Consider the following 15,842-nt stretch of genomic DNA (forward strand, 5'->3'; position numbering starts at 1 on the left):
GAGTCTTCGTACTCACTACAAACCTGTAACGATGTTTTTTATCTATCAAACCAGCTTTCTTCGTAAGTTCTACAAAACATCCTCCAAGCAAATCAGCGCCCCAAATCGTGCATCGCATTAATTTCCGTTGCACATCTTTGAGTCAACGCTTGCAACTCCTCGCGATCGGAAGAACCGGGCGCTTCAATTAGCTTGCCAATTCGCACCGTCAGCGGCACCGGACGCGGCATTCCCGAACCTTTCGACGAAATCGCGTGAGTTCCCCACAAACTAACAGGTAACAGCGGCGCTTTTGCCTTAGCCGCTATCAGTGCAGCACCTAATTTCGGTTCAGTAATTCTGCCGTCTGGCGTGCGAGTTCCCTGCAAAAATACACCTGTCGCCCAGCCATTTTCTAAAGAGTTGATAGCCGATCGAATTGCACTGCGATCGGCACTTTCCCGCTTGACTGGATAAGCACCGTAAAGCGTAATTGCCTGCTTCAAAATAGGAACTTTAAATAACTCTTCCTTTGCCATAAATGCGACGGGCCGCCTCATGCAATTCGACAAAATCGGCGGGTCAAAATCGCTGGCGTGATTGCTGACTACTACCACCGGCCCTTCTGTCGGAACATTTTCTGCACCGTAGATGCGGCCTCGAAAGTACAGGTGCAGCATGGGGCTGACAATTGACCATTTGAATAAATAGTAGAGAAGTAAACTTTCGACTGGTTCGCGACTTTTGCTCACAGAAAAACCTTAAATTTTAAATTACATCGAATATTAGCCTATCAGTTCAGCAATCAAAAAAGTAGCACTACACGGATTTTGACACGGATACACGGATAGGCCCAGCGATCGGACTATTTAGCTAATTGGCTAAGTTGACTATCATCACTGTATCCGTGTTTATGCGTGTCGTGCTGTTAGATGATTCGGCGGTTGAAACCGCTTTGCAAGCTTGTGTAGCGCCCGAATTTATTCTGGCGAATTCTTTGCAAAGGCTCAATTTCCGGCCAGCATAGCTTTTTGTCCTTCCGAAGAAGTTGCGTAGCCCAAGAAATCCTTAACTGCTTGGCTAGGAGGATTTTTGTAAGCGTAGTACAACTGCCGCTTGTAAGGATAGTTACCTGCATCCGTTGTCGCACCGTTGACGGGAACAACGCGCACCGTTCTCTGATTGACTACTTGAGCGAAAGTCGCATAGCCTATGCCGTTGTTGCCTAAAGCTTGCAGCAGAGGAGTTGTCGCATCTCGATCGAGCGTACTAATATTTGCCGTCGTACCAAACTCGCCACCTCCGAGCACTTGTTCTTTAAACGTTTGGTGAGTGCCGCTAACTGCGGGTCGATTTATCACTTTAATCGAGCCTGCAGGGCCGCCGACTTTCGACCAGTCTTGAGCATTTCCCTTGAAAATATCTTGAACTTGAGCCGAGGTTAAACCTCCTTTGAAGGGGTTGTTAATGCCGACTACAAGGGCGATCGTATCTAGAGCAACAGGCACCGCTGCCAAACCCTGACCTTGTTCTTGAGCCGTCAAAGGCTGCGATACCGCAGCTATATCGGCTGTTCCTGCCACCAAATCTTGAATTCCCTTTGCAGAACCGTTAGCTTTGGAATCAACTCTAGTGCCAGGAAACTTCGCTTGAAATCCATTCTTAAGGTTGAGGTTGATTGTCACCATACTGGTAGAACCTTGAATCCTGACAGTCGTGCCCGCAGGTACGGAAGCTGGAAGCGCAAAGGAAGTAGCTGCAACAGGCGAAGCAGCACCGCCCACTACTGGCGCGACGGGAAGTGGGACGCCATCGCCTGCGGGTGTGGGAGTGGGGGGATTGTTACTAACATCTTGCGACGCTGGTTTGTTGAGAAAAAAGAACCAGCCACCACCGGCTAGCAAGAGAAATAACAGGATAAAAACTATGGGGGGAGGCCCGCTCTTAGCCATAAAATTGTCCTTAGCTGGGAAGTTCTTTGTTGTTGGAGTCGTCTAACATTTGTAGCCTGCGATTAACTTCATCGTCTAAGGTCATATTTTCTAATTCTGCCTGAAGTCTTTCTTGGGGGTTCTCAGATATTTCTGCTAAAGCTTGCTGTTTGAGGTTGCGGCCGTGGACGGCGTTTTTGGCTTGCTCAAATTGCGATCGAGCTGAATCGATACTGAGGTCGTTGTTGACTTTGGATATGGCTCAGAGGGCTTCGTTAATCTCGGCCATATCTTTCATATTTTGCATATCGGTTTTGTAAGCTTCCAGACCCAATGCTGACAAGACTTGAGGCGATCTTTAGGGATTTGATGGAAAAATGACAGGGAAGGCTGGTAGAATTCAATGGGGAAAGCGATCGTGTTCATTTGTTGTTACAGTACACTGCACAGACCGAACCAAGTAAATTGATTAACAATTTAAAAACCTTGTCTAGTCGGTACTTGAGAACATATTTCGCTCCTGAAATCAACCAATTTTATTGGAAGGATGTGTTATGGACAAATGGCTATTTCATCGCTTCATATCAAATCCGTTAGCATCGGAATAGTAAATTCGAGTTCACTGTTCACGACGTTGACTGTCAACCGTCAATCGATTTTAGATTTTAGATTTTAGATTAAAGAATTGACTTGCGCGAGATAAATGCGGGGGGCTTGAGGATTTTCGATTTGGGATTGATTCCACGGATAAATCACGTGGCGGGTACCACCTTTGAAATTCGTGGTCAACAGTCAATATCATGTATGAGTGTTACGGGAAATTATATCATGTGGTGGCGTGACTGTTGAACAATTGAAAAAATACATTAATGAGCAAGATAGACCTGCTGAATAAAGAGACTTCTTGTGCTTTGATGTCGTCATCCACCCGTTCATAACCTCATATCAAATCCGTTAGCATCGGAATAGTAAATTCGAGTTCACGGCTTTGACGGTTGACTGTTGACGGCGTTGACTGTCAACCGTCAACCGTCAACCGTCAACATCATGTATGAGTGTTACCGGAAATGAGATCGCAAGCATAGCTTTGAGGTTATGAACGGGTGCAATCAGGAGTCTTGCGCGCCTTTCATCCCACACTAACCTTCGCTCGGTATAGTGTGGGGATTCCCGTCTGTTTAGCTAAAAATAGATTAAGCGGGCAAATCTGCAAAACTGCTCACATTTACCAGCGCTAAATCGGGACAAGTCCGTTTGATCAAACCTGTGAGAACTTTGCCGGGGCCAATTTCCACTACGCGATCGATTCCTTGTTGGGGCAATTGCATGGAAATTTCTCGCCAGCGCACGCCTTTGGTCATCTGCTGAGTCAACCGTTGCTTTAAAGTGGCTGCGCTGGTAGTGGCTGACGGTTCTGCGTTCGAGAGCACTAGCATTTTAGCATCGGAAAACCTGGCAGACTTTAAGGCTAGTTGAAATTCGGCTGCCACCCCGGCCATCAGGGGAGAGTGAAATGCACCGGAAACATTCAATTTAACGGCGCGTTTGACTTTGATTTTGGCAAGCAAATCTTCTACTGCTGCGGGCGTTCCAGAAATCACGACTTGTGCTTCGCTGTTGTCGTTTGCCAGCACTACGTCTCGGCTGTATTGAATTTGCAGTTCTAGTTCCTGCCTGTCGAACCCGATCAAAGCCACCATTTGACCGCCGGAGGCAGTGTCCATGAGTTCGGCGCGGCGTTTGACTAAGCGCAATCCGGTTTCAAAGTCAAAGACGCCTGCTGCGTAGAGGGCAACGTATTCTCCTAAACTGTGACCGGCAACTACCGCTGGTCGATCGCTTTTTTCTCGCACTAAGTCGGCCAAAATACTTTCTACTACGAACAAGCAAGGCTGAGTGTAGAGCGTCCGAGATAGTTTTGCTTCTTCTTTTTGGCAAACTTCCGGGACCGACCAGCCTAAAATTTCTTTAGCGAGCTCAAATTTGGCTTTGGCTGTTGGCAAGTTTAATAAGTCTGCACCCATCCCGATCGCCTGGGAACCTTGTCCGGGAAATACCCATGCTGTTTTAGTCATTTTTCCGGTAATCTGCTAATTGGTGGTTGCTAATTGGTGATTGCAAAAATTCTTTCTTTCCCGCTTCTAACTTCGCTCGCTGGTATCCGCTATCTTTCGGTTAACGAACTATCTACTCGCGACTCACAACTATAACATATAATTGCGATTTTAACCAGGTTTATATTTTTTTTGCTACTTTAATTTAATTAATAGCCGTAACAAAATTTTTAACCTTCAAGCCGGGGAAAGTCGATCGAAGAATAGAGGATTTTCAATCTCAGGGCGGGCTTGTCAAGAACTCCTGTCCCGAGGGAGTACGGCTGCGCCCCTTGCCCTATGTATGGCTTGTTAAAGGATTTGTATTATGCAACGGTCGCACTCCCCACAATCATTAGCCAAAGTTTAAAGCCGCCAAACATTATACCAGTTCCCAAAAAGAATGAAACTGCTTTACCAGCTCCAAACCCATAGTTCCTCAGTAATTCCCAATCTAAAATCTAAAATCGAAAATGGTATTACCTTCCCCATTTAAAAATCGCAGCCCCCCAAGTCAAACCTGCACCGAAACCAGCAGCAGCAATAGTATCGCCCGCTTTAACTTTACCCAGACGCACGGCTTCGTCTAAGGCAAGGGGAATTGAAGCCGCTGAGGTATTGCCGTAATTTGCCAAATTACTGATTACTTTTTCGGGGGGAATCTTTAGCCTTTGGGCAACTGCATCGAGAATCCGCTGATTGGCTTGGTGCAACAACAGCCAGTCAATTTCAGCAGCGCTGACATTTGCCCGAAACATAGCTTTTTCTATGACTTCCGGCACTTTTCTCACGGCAAAGCGATAGATTTCTTGACCATTCATTGTGATGGGTTCAAATCCGCCAACTGCGACGCTGACGCCCTCAATTAATTCTTTTGACTCGGCTTTGTAAGCCAAATTGAGAGACGAATTTTGTGTGCCGTCGCTGCGAATTTCAAATCCCAAAAAGGAATCGACTTCTGAAGCTTGTAATACCACCGCACCTGCACCGTCTCCAAATAGAATGCAAGTACCCCGATCCGACCAATTCACCCAGCGAGATAAAATATCTGCTCCGATAAGCAAAACATTTTGATACACCCCTGTCCGAATAAACTGCGAGGCTGTCACTAAACCAAAAATAAAGCCCGAACAAGCTGCTGTCAAATCAAAAGCCACAGCTTTTGTCGCGCCCAACTGATATTGAATTTTACTGGCAGTGCCAAACAAATCGTCAGGACTCGAAGTCGCCAAAATAATTAAATCGATATCTGTCGGCGAAATTTCTGCCATGGCGATCGCCTTTTGAGATGCCTCTGTGGCTAAATCGCACAAAGAAGTGCGATCGTCCGCCAGCCTGCGGGAGCGAATACCCGTCCGCGCGCCAATCCACTCGTCATTCGTTTCTACTATCTGACTCAAACCGTTATTATCCAGCGAAACCTGCGGTGTACAAGAACCGCTACCCGTGACGGCAATTCCGAACCCTGATTGCTGCAACATTCCTCTCCATTTACTCGCTGTTCGATAGAGAAATTAAAAATTAAAAACTACCAATTAAAATTATTTTTTAAACTGCTGAAATTACTTTTTTTTAAGCAAAACAGTTGGTTTAAGCTGACATTTTTAATTTTACATTTTTAATTTTTAATTCCTACTTACTGCCTCTAGTTCACAGCTTCTTGTTCCAGAGCGCTTTGGTTATTGGACGATCGAATTCGCTCCAGCACTTGGTTGTCAACAGCCTCCTTCGCCAAACGAATGGCATTGAAAATTGAAGCAGCTTGAGACGAACCGTGGCTGATAATGCAAACTCCAGCAACGCCCAACAGCAAACCGCCGCCGTGTTCAACGTGGTCTACCCGCTGCTTGAATCCTTGCAAGCTTTTTTGCAGCATAGGGTCGTTAATTTGATGTTGGAGTCCTTTGACCAACTCTTCCTTAAGCACTTGGACTACGACTTCGCCCACCGCTTCGGCAAACTTCAACAACACGTTGCCGACAAACCCGTCGCAGACAATCACGTCGAACTTCCCAGACAGCACGTCGCGGCCTTCGGCATTGCCCACAAAAGGAATGTTCGGGTTGTCCACCAATAACTGGTGAGTTCGCACGGCTGCGTCGTTGCCTTTAGAAGGTTCTTCGCCAATGTTGAGCAGGCCGATTTTAGGTTCGGCGACACCCAGCACACACTGGCTGTAAATAGTTCCCATAAGAGCGAACTGCTCCAAAAATTTGGGGCGGCAGTCCACATTAGCGCCAACATCGAGAATGAGTACAGAGCTGCCCGGTATCATTGTCGGCAAAACCGCACCGATCGCAGGGCGATCGATTCCGGGGAGCCGGCCCAATCTGAGCAGGGCAGCAGCCATTGCCGCGCCGGAGTGACCGGCGGACACCACAGCATCAGCTTGCTGCTGCTTTACCAAGTTCATCGCTACGTTAATCGAAGCGTTGGGCTTGCGTTTGAGGGCACTCAAAGGTTCTTCGTGCATTTCCACCGCTCCTTCAGAAGGAACGATTTCTAGCTGACCTGTACAGACGCGGCCGATCGCGTCTTGTTGCCGGAGCGAGTCTTCTATTTGCTGTGGGTCGCCCACAAGCAAAATCTCTACGCCTAATTCTTCTTGTGCCTTAAGCGCTCCAGCTACAACTTCGGCGGGGGCATGATCCCCACCCATAGCGTCTATTGCAATTCTTGCGCGTGTCGATCCCATTGACCAATGTTTGAGAAACACTAAAAATTCTACCAGGAATTGAACCTCCCCACGTCTAAAGCCGGGGGATTCTTGCCCACCAATCAAGGCGACAACGGGACATTCAAGTATCCCTCTACTCACTCAAACAGCTTAAAGCTGAGATTGCGTATACTTTCTGAGTCCTTCGTATGTTTAAGTTTGAACGCTCCATACCCTGCCATTATTTGCCCTTTAACTATTCCAAATCAAGTTGGATCTGTCCGTTGCTGGGATTGCTCCATACTAGGGTACTTCAATGCGCTGCTTCGTAAAACTTACCCAAACTTGACTAAAGCCATCTTTAGTCGCAATTCAGAACTCACTTCCTGCGCTGTTGGGTGGTCGGCCATCCCAAGATAAGCAGGCTATCCCCCAATAGCCTTGGGTTCCCAATTCAAAATATTCAAGCTAGCATTCAAATCGCGATCTATTGACACGCCGCAAGCAGGACAATCATAAGTCCTCACTTGCAAAGGCATATCTTTTTTATGCCCGCAATTGGCACAAATCTTAGAACTGGGGAACCATCGATCTACCAGCACTAAGCTTGCTCCATACATTTTGCACTTATACTCTAGCTGTCGCCTGAATTCGTAAAACCCTAAGTCGGATATTGCCCCTGCCAACTTGTGATTTGCCAGCAATCCTTTAACATTCAAGTCTTCTATCTTAATTAACTTGAAAGTTTTCGCTAAATAAGTCGTCAACTTGTGAAGGAAGTCTTTACGAATGCAGGCTATCCGTGCGTGGAGTCTGCCGATCTTGTTGTAAGTTTTGCGTTGGTTGCGAGAACCTTTTATTTGTCTTGACGCCTTGCGCTGTAAAGTAGCAAGCTTGGTTTTCGCTTGCTTGAGCGGTTTTGGCGCATCAAACACTTGACTGTTTGACAGGGTGGCCGCATATTTGACACCTACATCAATTCCTACAGAACTATCAGGCTGTTGAATTGGCAGGCGTTGGGCATCAACACAGAAAGAGACGAACCAGCGATTTCCTTCTTTTGAAATGGTAAAAGTTTGAGATGCAAATCCACACGGGAGTGGCTCGTGAAGCCGAAAAGTCCCCAAAGTAGGAATCTTGATGGTGTTACCAGCACTTAGCAAAACTTTGCCATTAGAAGAATCAACCGTGAATGATTGCCCGTCTCGGCGGCTGGCAAATTTCGGATGGCCGGCTTTCCCCAAACGATACCGACTGAACGCTTCTTTCAAGTCAATCAAAGCGTTTTGGTAAACACGAGAAGACAACTGGTTCATCCAAGCGCATTCAGGTTGTTTCTTGACGTGGTTGGTAAGAACTTTCTTGACTTCGCCGATAACCTTTGAGTCAGAAAAATTGCCCTCACCGTACATTTGGACTCGCAGGCTCAATCCTAAATTGAAAACAACTCGCCTAAATCCTGCGTGTTTTGCCATCAAGGTCGCTTCGCTGTTATTCAATTTGAGCGCTCGCTTGACGGCAAACATGGAACTTCTTCTCGGCAATCAACTGTAGATAAGTTTAGCAAACTATTTGGCACTTAAGTCCGACTCTGATAGAACTTGTTTTGTCACTACTTTACTATTTTTGACGGCATCTTGAAAAAATCAATGAAATAGTTTACATGACCGCAAGCACTTTAGTCCGGAAACCCCGGATTCATCCGTGGAGCGAAAAAAAAGCTCCCCATCCTCATCACTTGCCCCCGGATTTATCAGTGGGAGCGCTTTCTTCAATTCTTTAATCTCAAATCTAAAATCTAATATCGATTGACTTTAGGAGTAAAAAATGCTGGATTTATTTAGCTCAGGGATGATGTCTCTGTGGCTGGACATGGCTGGAGTAGGCAGTGCCGCGCCTAATGCTGCGTCAGTGCTGGCTTGGCGGGGAGGGATACCCGGGTTAGTGGTGGCCGAAGATTTGGCTTTTGGGCGAATAAATGCGGCAAATCCCGACTTGCCAGCAGAAGCGACGGTGCGGGAATATTTAAAAGAGTTGAAAGACAAGAACTTGATTGAGGGCAATCAGGGAATTTGGGTGCAAGCGGGAATGATGCCGCTGGTAAGTCAGCAGGGCAAGACGCTGATGCCTGGGGCTTCGCTGACTAAGATTGCGACTTCTCTGGCGTCGCTGGAGACTTGGGGCCCGGATTATCAGTTTGAAACGCGGTTCCGGGGAACTGGGCCGATTAGGAATGGGGTGTTGCAGGGAGATTTGGTGGTCAGCGGCGGGGGCGATCCGCTGTTTGTGTGGGAGGAGGCGATCGCCGTGGGCAATGCTCTCAATCAAATGGGTATCAATCGTGTGGCGGGGAATTTGGTGGTGACAGGCAATTTCCGCATGAATTATCAGTCCGATCCTTTGGTGGCGGGGGAGATACTGCGGCAAGCTCTTGAGGGTAGCAATTGGCCTGCGGACGTGGTGGCAATGTATTCTAAGATGGCTCCAGGAACTAGAAAGCCGCAAGTAACGGTGGCCGGCAACGTCATTGCTGAGAAATTTCTGACTTCGGGGCGTTTGCTGCTGAAGCGCCGATCGCTCCCTTTAGCCGAAATTCTCAAGCAGATGAACGTCCACAGCGACAATGAAATGGCTCAGATGCTGACCGACGATTTGGGCGGGGCAAAAATAGTGCAGCAGCAAGCGACTTGGGCCGCGGGGGTGCCGGAGGAGGAACTTCAATTAGTTAATGGTTCGGGATTGGGAGTGGAAAATCAGATGTCTCCGAGGGCGGCTTGTGGGATGATGCAGGCGATCGCGCGCAACCTTCAGACGACTGGGCTGACAGTTGCTGACTTGTTTCCGGTGTCCGGGCGCGATAAAGGAACTTTGGAATACCGACACATTCCGCGATCGGCTGTGGTGAAAACTGGTACTTTGGACACGGTGATTGCTTTGGCGGGAGCCATACCCACGCGCGATCGGGGTTTAGTTTGGTTTGCAATTATTAATCGCGGCACCGATTGGGACTCTTTGAGAGAGCAGCAAGATATATTTTTGCAAAAATTGGTGCAGCAGTGGGGAACTGCATCGATTTTGCCAGTAGCAATTACACCGCACATTGACGGCGCCAGACCTGCCTTGGGGGCAGCAAATCGTAGCGATATTTTGGTCGGAGGTTAAGAAATAGGGGTTGAGTTGGGGTTCGGGGAAGGAGCACTGACAAAATAGCTTAGAATTGGAACAAGACTATTGTGCAAGAAGATGATCAAACTGCGATTGAAGAGATACGGGAAAAAACGCGAGACCAGCTACCGAATTGTAGCGATGAACAGTTCTACTCGCCGCGACGGCCGTCCCCTAGAAGAGCTCGGCTATTACAACCCCAGAAATAACGAAACCCGGCTGGATGTTCCAGCGATTGTCAAGCGCCTGCAAGAAGGCGCTCAGCCAACTGACACCGTGCGTGACATCTTGAGAAAAGCCCATGTATTTGAACAAGTCGGAGCCGGAGCTAACGTTGAATCCAGCACAGCAACAGTCAGCTAGTCCCAACTATGCTGGACTGGTTAAGTTTTTAATTGGGCCTTTTTTAGAGACCCCCGGCTCTTTGCGGGTTGATTGCGAACTGCACCCGCGCCAATCGCGGGTCTGGGTTAGGCTGGCTTTTGAAGATCCCGACAAAGGCCGGGTTTACGGTAGGGGCGGACGCAATATTCAGGCGATTAGAACTACGCTCGAAGCGGTGGCGCAGACGGCTGGTCAGTCCCTCTACTTAGATATATACGATGGCGAAGCGGGCGATCGTGGATCTGGCCCGCCTAGGGGCGATCGGGATCGCCCGGATCGCGATCGCCCGGATCGCGACCGCCCAGATCGTGGCTCGCGGGAGCCGCGAGGCGACTTCCGACCCCGGACGCCACCTCCGTCGCCGAGTCCCTTGGCTAGCAGAACTCCGAGAGAACAACCTCGCCGTACTAACACACCTACGTTTAGAACGAGCAGAAATACTCCCGGTTATTAACTAACTGCAGAACCCAGAAAGAATTTTAGATTTTAGATTGCCTGTTGTAGAGTTTGTATTACAAGCCCCGTTTGGTTTGAAATTGCCGGTTTTGCGATCGGAAACAAATGTAAAATTTTAAATTTCAAATGTCAGCGGCATCAGGTTCATCTAAAATCTAAAATTTCAAATCTAAAATCTAAAATTGCCTGACTTAATAGAAGGGAGATTTGATTTGTGCCTCAAGCACCAAACTCATTTGGGAGCTAAATCTAAAAGACGCCTTAGATACTAGGTAAAACCTAGTAACGGGCGTCTTTTTGTTCGCAAATAGTGACTGGTTGAACGTTGAGTTGTTAACTTTTAATTGCTTATTTGGAGGAGATTATGTTGGCATGAATGAAAAACTAACAATAGAGTTACCGAGCACTCAAAGTGCAATGTCCCTGGCCGGTAATCAAGAAGAAAATCTGAAAATGATCTCTAAGCAAACCGGTGCTACCCTGGTAATGCGAGGGCAGGAACTGCTGATTTCCGGCACAAAAAGTCAAGTAGAATTGTGTCATAAATTAGTGCGATCGCTCTCCGACTATTGGAAATCCGGCAAAAATATTACCGGAGTTGAAATCCAGACGGCGCGCCAAGCTTTGGATACCAACCGCCAAGGCGATTTACAAGACTTGCAGCGAGATGTTCTCGCCAGAACCCGCCGCGGCGAAGAAATTAGAGCCAAAACCTTCAAGCAGCGGCAATACGTCCAAGCAGTACGCACGCATGACCTGACATTTTGCATTGGCCCCGCTGGTACTGGCAAAACATTTCTAGCAGCTATTTTCGCCGTGCAAGCGCTTTTGAGCAAGCAGTACGAACGGCTGATTTTAACAAGACCAGCCGTGGAAGCTGGCGAAAAATTAGGGTTTTTGCCGGGAGATTTGCAGCAAAAAGTCGATCCATATTTGCGCCCGCTTTACGACGCCCTGCAAGAAATGATCGACCCTGAAAAAATGGCCGATTTAATGGAAAGAGGCTTGATCGAAGTAGCTCCTTTAGCTTATATGCGGGGGCGCACTCTCAGCAATGCTTTCGTAATTTTGGACGAAGCTCAAAATACGACGCCGGCTCAGATGAAAATGGTGTTGACTCGTCTGGGCTTTCGATCGAGAATGGTAGTAACGGGGGATATCACTCAAACAGATTTGCCGCCAAACCAACAGTCGGGATTGTCAGTCGCCCAAAACATTCTACGCAACGTTGAGGGCATTGCTTTCTGCGAATTCTCTCAGGCGGATGTGGTGCGACATCCTCTAGTGCAGCGGATTGTCGCTGCTTACGAACTGCACGAAACATAGTCATTAGTCATTAGTCATTAGTTGTTGGTTGTTAGTTATTGTTGTTTTTAATTACCAATAATCAATGCCCAAGGCTCTTCGGCCCAATGCCCAATTCCCAATACCCAATTCCCCAATTAAATTATGCCTAACCTGAAAGAATTCTTAGAAGCTTGCGAACAATTGGGAACGCTGCGTTTAATCGTGACTAGCAGCGCGGCTGTGCTGGAAGTGCGCGGTTCAATTCACAAGCTGTTTTATGCGGAGTTGCCGAAGGGTAAGTATGCCAATATGCACGCCGAAATATTTGAGTTTCACCTAAATATGGACAAAATAAAACAGGTGAAGTTTGAAACGGGCGAAGCTAAAAGAGGCAATTTCACTACTTATGCAATCCGTTTTCTCGACGAACAAAATGAGGCTGCTTTGAGCGCGTTTTTGCAGTGGGGAAAGCCGGGGGAATACGAACCCGGACAGGTGGAAAATTGGCACGAATTGAAGGAAAAATACGGGGAGGTTTGGGAACCTGCACCTGTTGAGGCGCTTTAAAAAATCGGCTTTTCCACCTTTGAATTGCATATTGGGGGCGGGTAGGATGCCCAACCCCTACTCCCCACAAGCAGAACATCTAATTTTGTGAAACAGGCATCTTGCCTGTTTATGAAAATGGTATAAAATATGATGTTTAAGTCGTTTGTTGTCTAATTTTTGAATTTATGAACCGCAGAGGGCGCAGAGAACGCAGAGAAGAGATAAAGAAGAGAAAGAGAGACAGAAAATTAGTTGTTTGAATGTAATTGGGTATGAAGGTATTTTGGAGTTTTTGTCTGGTTTTGCTGGTGTTGCTGTGGGGTGGCGGTGCGAGGGCGGGGGTTTTGGGCGATCGCATATCAAGTTTTCCCAATTGGGAAAGCAAGCCTCCTATCGCTGTAGCTAAGGGAGATTTGGTATATCCCGACTGGATGGCGGGTAATTGGAATGTTGCTAGCACTTTGGTAGATTTAGCCACTCCTTTAGCGCCAAATATTGTCACGCCAGGGTTTGAAAGCAACCGCCAGTATTTGCAGCAGCCGATATTATTTAAAGTGCGATTTCAAGCTGAAAAAAATCTTGGGTTAATTTCTAATTATACATTTAAAAAGGCTCAAAAGATTGTAGCCGATCGCACTTTTAACGGTTTGAATATTGCCAAGGCTTATTTAGGCGATGGTGGCGTACTTTCGGTGAAAGTCGATCCGACCAATCCCAACCGCCAAATTACTGTTTTGAAAGGTGAACGCCAACTAATTTCGATTGTTACCAGTCGGGGAACTGAGACGCCGAATCCTCGCGAGTTTGTGTCTACAGAGATTTCTGAGCAGATTTTTCGGGGAGAGTCTGATATTTATTTAAACGAGGTGGAAACAACAACGGCTTATCGAGTTGTTGGAGGCGGGAAAAATGGCGATTCTGCGAGTAAAAGAATTGAGGCGGATCAGGTGACAGCGATTTATTTGTCGCCCCAAGACCCGGATTATTTTGCTGCTGGGGGGCATCCTGTGGCTTTGTACCGATATCGGTTGGAGTTGGTGGGGGCATCTTCCTTGTGACAGTGACGAGTGGTGGAATTGATACGCTGGAAATCTATCGTCGGGTGGGTGTGCAGGAGGTTTGGTTTTGGGAGGATGGTGTAATTTCGGTTTATTGTTTGCGTCCAACGGGGTATGAGTTGGTGAGTAAGAGTGAACTGTTGGCGGATTTGCGCTCGATCTAGTTCTATTCGCGCATGGCAGATCAATATGATGCGGTGAATGCTTTTATGCGATCGTTGTAGAAGTCCAGAAGTGCGATTAAAAAAATCATGCTTTCTCCTCACATTTTGCCTTTGCGGAAGTTTGTTTCCATGCTGTTTCGGTTCCGAATTTCGGTAGTTTTGCAGCAATTTGGGCAAAAAGTAGTCACGTAGTTCACCTCAACTCACCGTGACTCCAACATTTCCTCAACTGTCAAGCCAATATCAATTGCAATCCGCTGAAGCAATCGAGGTGATATATCACGCCCTTTATGAAAAGGAACAGTAGTTCCTCGCCCATCTTGGTGACGGAACTGCTTATGTGAGCCTTTTTGACGCACCTCTACAAAGTCAAGGTTCTCTAGTATGCGGACTATTTCCTGTGGTTTCAGAACTGGGATATTGCTCATGTTTATCGGATCACAATCTGTTGTGTACCTATAAACTCAGTCTGAATGACGAGAGTATCATCTTCTAGGAGCATCTCAATTACCTCACGCAGATTCTCGTGTAACTCATCCAAGGTTTCTCCCTGGGAATGCGCCCCAGGAAATCCAGGAATATAACCAACGTAAAGCTTGGTATCAGAATCTTTTTCGATTATAGCGGTAAATGTTTTCATAAGATTCGCTTTCTATTCGTTAAATGTAAGAAATGTAATCTCTCATAGATTATATAATATTTCACCTGCACTGAATGTATGCTTTGAATACGGGATTGAGGAAAAAGAGCGATCGCCCTCCTACTAACATTTTTTCCACTAAGCCGCGTCGCGCTAAAGATTGTATGGCTTGCCACAATTCTGATTGGGATAATTCACTATCAGTAGCTTTTCGGGAAATATCTACAGTTTCATTTTGAGTGGCTAACCAGTATAACGCCTTTTTTTCTGAGTCGGATAAACGCTTTAGGTGAGATTCTAAGATGGGTTGTAAGTCACCTAAGAATAAATCATTTACATCCGATAAAAACAGGGAAACGCTACCATCAAATAACTCCCCAATAGTTGCAGCCATGATATTTAACCAGGAAGGATGACCTTGATAAAGGGCGATCAAGTCTGACCATTTTTCGTCATCGACTAATCCTTTTTGTTGAAAAATTTCTGCGGCTTGTTCTCCTAACCCTTGGAGGTGTAAGCTTCGGGTGGAGAGGTTTTCGGCTTCTAAATTCGCGATTTCTTGGGGTTTTTCCCAACTGAGGAGGATTAAACAACTCTGATGAGAGGATGTGGCAATTTGTTTAAAAACTTTGCCATAATCTTCATAGCCTGCTAAATATTGACCTGCTAATTGACTGCTACTAAAAATATTCTGTACGTCATCAAGAATGACTAGACAGCGAGAAGATCGGAAATAATCGATGATGGTGGGTAATGGCGGTTGTTGCGATCGCCCAAAAAATTGCTTGAGTTCGGTTTGGAGGGTTGAAAGTGTGGGAGTGTTGGTGAGGCTTAACCAAATAATATAATCAAATTCGGTTTTAGTTTGTTCGATGAGTTTGAGGGCGATCGCACTTTTGCCAATTCCACTTAAGCCGTAGACGGTAATCAAGCGGGTGTGGGCTTGTAAAATCCATTGTTTGAGGGTAGAGAGTTCTGAAGTGCGATCGTAAAAGTAAGGGAATTCGGGTGCGTCTGTTAAATCGATTATTGGGGATTGACTGTTGTTTTGGGGAGAGTCGGGGGGATTGGGCGATCGCGGTTTAGCCTCTTCTGCATCTTGCCGTTTTTCTCCACAGATATGGATATGACTTCTATTAATTTTACTATTAACAATCTGTGAAGAATTAGGAGAATTGTAAATACTGGATACTGCTTTTCTTTCTAAAATAGAGCGAACATTCACCTTGTTGATATCTTCTCCTAACATATCTGATAAAGTCTGCCATAATTCGGCAGCTATATTTTTAACATGGGACTTACTGCGATGGCATTTTTTAGCAATTTCTTCATATTTTAATCCTTGCCAAGCCCCTTCTAGGATAGCCATTTGCAGAGAATCGAGGCGTTTGGCAGCTTTTGTAAGAGACCTCCACAAAAAGAATGATCCAATAGCTATGTGGGTTTAGCGAAAATTTCTACAAACCATTTGTGAAGATTG

18 protein-coding genes are annotated in these 15,842 nt (G+C 46.5%); 9 read left to right on the plus strand and 9 right to left on the minus strand.

What is annotated here, in order from left to right; genetic code table 11:
- Nucleotides 1-92: 92 nt before the first annotated feature.
- Nucleotides 93-731 carry a lysophospholipid acyltransferase family protein gene (locus QUB20_RS14095; protein WP_333247050.1) on the minus strand — a complete coding sequence of 213 codons (639 nt, stop codon included), beginning with the start codon at nt 729-731 and terminating at the stop codon, nt 93-95.
- A 134-nt stretch (nt 732-865) separates the two neighbouring features.
- Between QUB20_RS14095 and QUB20_RS14100 the strand changes: the two genes are divergently transcribed.
- On the plus strand, nt 866-1,006 hold the full coding sequence (locus QUB20_RS14100) for a hypothetical protein (RefSeq protein WP_333291420.1): 141 nt from the start codon (nt 866-868) through the stop codon (nt 1,004-1,006).
- Here the strand turns inward: QUB20_RS14100 and QUB20_RS14105 are convergent.
- The gene (locus tag QUB20_RS14105) at nt 987-1,931 is read right to left on the minus strand and encodes a phosphate ABC transporter substrate-binding protein (protein WP_333247052.1); all 945 of its coding nucleotides are present in this window, start codon (nt 1,929-1,931) and stop codon (nt 987-989) included. The two genes, QUB20_RS14100 and QUB20_RS14105, sit on opposite strands and share 20 nt — an antisense overlap.
- Before the next feature lie 369 nt (nt 1,932-2,300).
- Here QUB20_RS14105 and QUB20_RS14110 point away from each other — a divergent pair, with 369 nt between their 5' ends.
- Nucleotides 2,301-2,507 carry a transposase gene (locus tag QUB20_RS14110; protein WP_445299402.1) on the plus strand — a complete coding sequence of 69 codons (207 nt, stop codon included), beginning with the start codon at nt 2,301-2,303 and terminating at the stop codon, nt 2,505-2,507.
- Nucleotides 2,508-3,103: 596 nt separating this feature from the next.
- Here QUB20_RS14110 and fabD read toward each other — a convergent pair.
- From fabD to QUB20_RS14130, 4 genes are all read right to left on the minus strand, one after another.
- Nucleotides 3,104-3,985, minus strand: a complete 882-nt coding sequence (fabD, locus tag QUB20_RS14115; RefSeq protein ID WP_333177985.1) for an ACP S-malonyltransferase — start codon at nt 3,983-3,985, stop codon at nt 3,104-3,106.
- Between the two features lie 497 nt (nt 3,986-4,482).
- Nucleotides 4,483-5,484: a beta-ketoacyl-ACP synthase III gene (locus tag QUB20_RS14120; protein ID WP_333247054.1), complete on the minus strand. Its 1,002-nt coding sequence runs from the start codon at nt 5,482-5,484 to the stop codon at nt 4,483-4,485.
- 164 nt (nt 5,485-5,648) lie between these two features.
- Nucleotides 5,649-6,698, minus strand: coding sequence for a phosphate acyltransferase PlsX (plsX, locus tag QUB20_RS14125; protein ID WP_333057397.1), 1,050 nt, complete (start codon nt 6,696-6,698; stop codon nt 5,649-5,651).
- Between the two features lie 386 nt (nt 6,699-7,084).
- Complete coding sequence (locus QUB20_RS14130) at nt 7,085-8,158, minus strand: RNA-guided endonuclease InsQ/TnpB family protein (protein ID WP_445299401.1); 1,074 nt, start codon at nt 8,156-8,158, stop codon at nt 7,085-7,087.
- Between the two features lie 328 nt (nt 8,159-8,486).
- On the opposite strand from QUB20_RS14130, the gene QUB20_RS14135 reads away from it, so the two are divergent.
- From QUB20_RS14135 to QUB20_RS14165, 7 genes are all read left to right on the plus strand, one after another.
- The gene (locus QUB20_RS14135; protein WP_333247058.1) at nt 8,487-9,821 is read left to right on the plus strand and encodes a D-alanyl-D-alanine carboxypeptidase; all 1,335 of its coding nucleotides are present in this window, start codon (nt 8,487-8,489) and stop codon (nt 9,819-9,821) included.
- An 81-nt stretch (nt 9,822-9,902) separates the two neighbouring features.
- Nucleotides 9,903-10,187 (plus strand): 30S ribosomal protein S16, encoded by a 285-nt coding sequence (rpsP, locus tag QUB20_RS14140; protein WP_006633724.1) that lies wholly within the window; start codon nt 9,903-9,905, stop codon nt 10,185-10,187.
- Nucleotides 10,159-10,662 (plus strand): KH domain-containing protein, encoded by a 504-nt coding sequence (locus QUB20_RS14145; protein ID WP_333057401.1) that lies wholly within the window; start codon nt 10,159-10,161, stop codon nt 10,660-10,662. The genes rpsP and QUB20_RS14145 overlap by 29 nt, the downstream gene beginning before the upstream one ends.
- 374 nt (nt 10,663-11,036) lie before the next feature.
- On the plus strand, nt 11,037-11,990 hold the full coding sequence (locus QUB20_RS14150; protein WP_333157196.1) for a PhoH family protein: 954 nt from the start codon (nt 11,037-11,039) through the stop codon (nt 11,988-11,990).
- 123 nt (nt 11,991-12,113) lie between these two features.
- A complete protein-coding gene (locus QUB20_RS14155) occupies nt 12,114-12,518 on the plus strand; it encodes a ChuX/HutX family heme-like substrate-binding protein (RefSeq protein ID WP_333057403.1) in 405 nt (134 codons plus the stop codon).
- Between the two features lie 254 nt (nt 12,519-12,772).
- A complete protein-coding gene (locus tag QUB20_RS14160; protein WP_333247060.1) occupies nt 12,773-13,558 on the plus strand; it encodes a DUF6816 family protein in 786 nt (261 codons plus the stop codon).
- The gene (locus tag QUB20_RS14165) at nt 13,555-13,722 is read left to right on the plus strand and encodes a hypothetical protein (protein ID WP_333247062.1); all 168 of its coding nucleotides are present in this window, start codon (nt 13,555-13,557) and stop codon (nt 13,720-13,722) included. Before QUB20_RS14160 ends, QUB20_RS14165 begins: the two co-directional genes overlap by 4 nt.
- A 203-nt stretch (nt 13,723-13,925) precedes the next feature.
- Here the strand turns inward: QUB20_RS14165 and QUB20_RS14170 are convergent, their stop codons facing one another.
- The 3 genes from QUB20_RS14170 to QUB20_RS14180 all read right to left on the minus strand — a co-directional run bounded on the left by QUB20_RS14170 (nt 13,926) and on the right by QUB20_RS14180 (nt 15,731).
- Entirely contained in the window at nt 13,926-14,150 is a 225-nt protein-coding gene (locus tag QUB20_RS14170; protein ID WP_333058538.1) for a type II toxin-antitoxin system HicA family toxin, read from the minus strand.
- A gap of 2 nt (nt 14,151-14,152) precedes the next feature.
- Nucleotides 14,153-14,362: a type II toxin-antitoxin system HicB family antitoxin gene (locus tag QUB20_RS14175; RefSeq protein WP_293133322.1), complete on the minus strand. Its 210-nt coding sequence runs from the start codon at nt 14,360-14,362 to the stop codon at nt 14,153-14,155.
- Nucleotides 14,363-14,423: 61 nt separating this feature from the next.
- Nucleotides 14,424-15,731 carry an NB-ARC domain-containing protein gene (locus tag QUB20_RS14180; RefSeq protein ID WP_333247064.1) on the minus strand — a complete coding sequence of 436 codons (1,308 nt, stop codon included), beginning with the start codon at nt 15,729-15,731 and terminating at the stop codon, nt 14,424-14,426.
- Between the last annotated feature and the right edge of the window lie 111 nt (nt 15,732-15,842).

Source organism: Microcoleus sp. B4-C2 (genome assembly GCF_036705265.1).
Lineage (GTDB): Bacteria > Cyanobacteriota > Cyanobacteriia > Cyanobacteriales > Microcoleaceae > Microcoleus.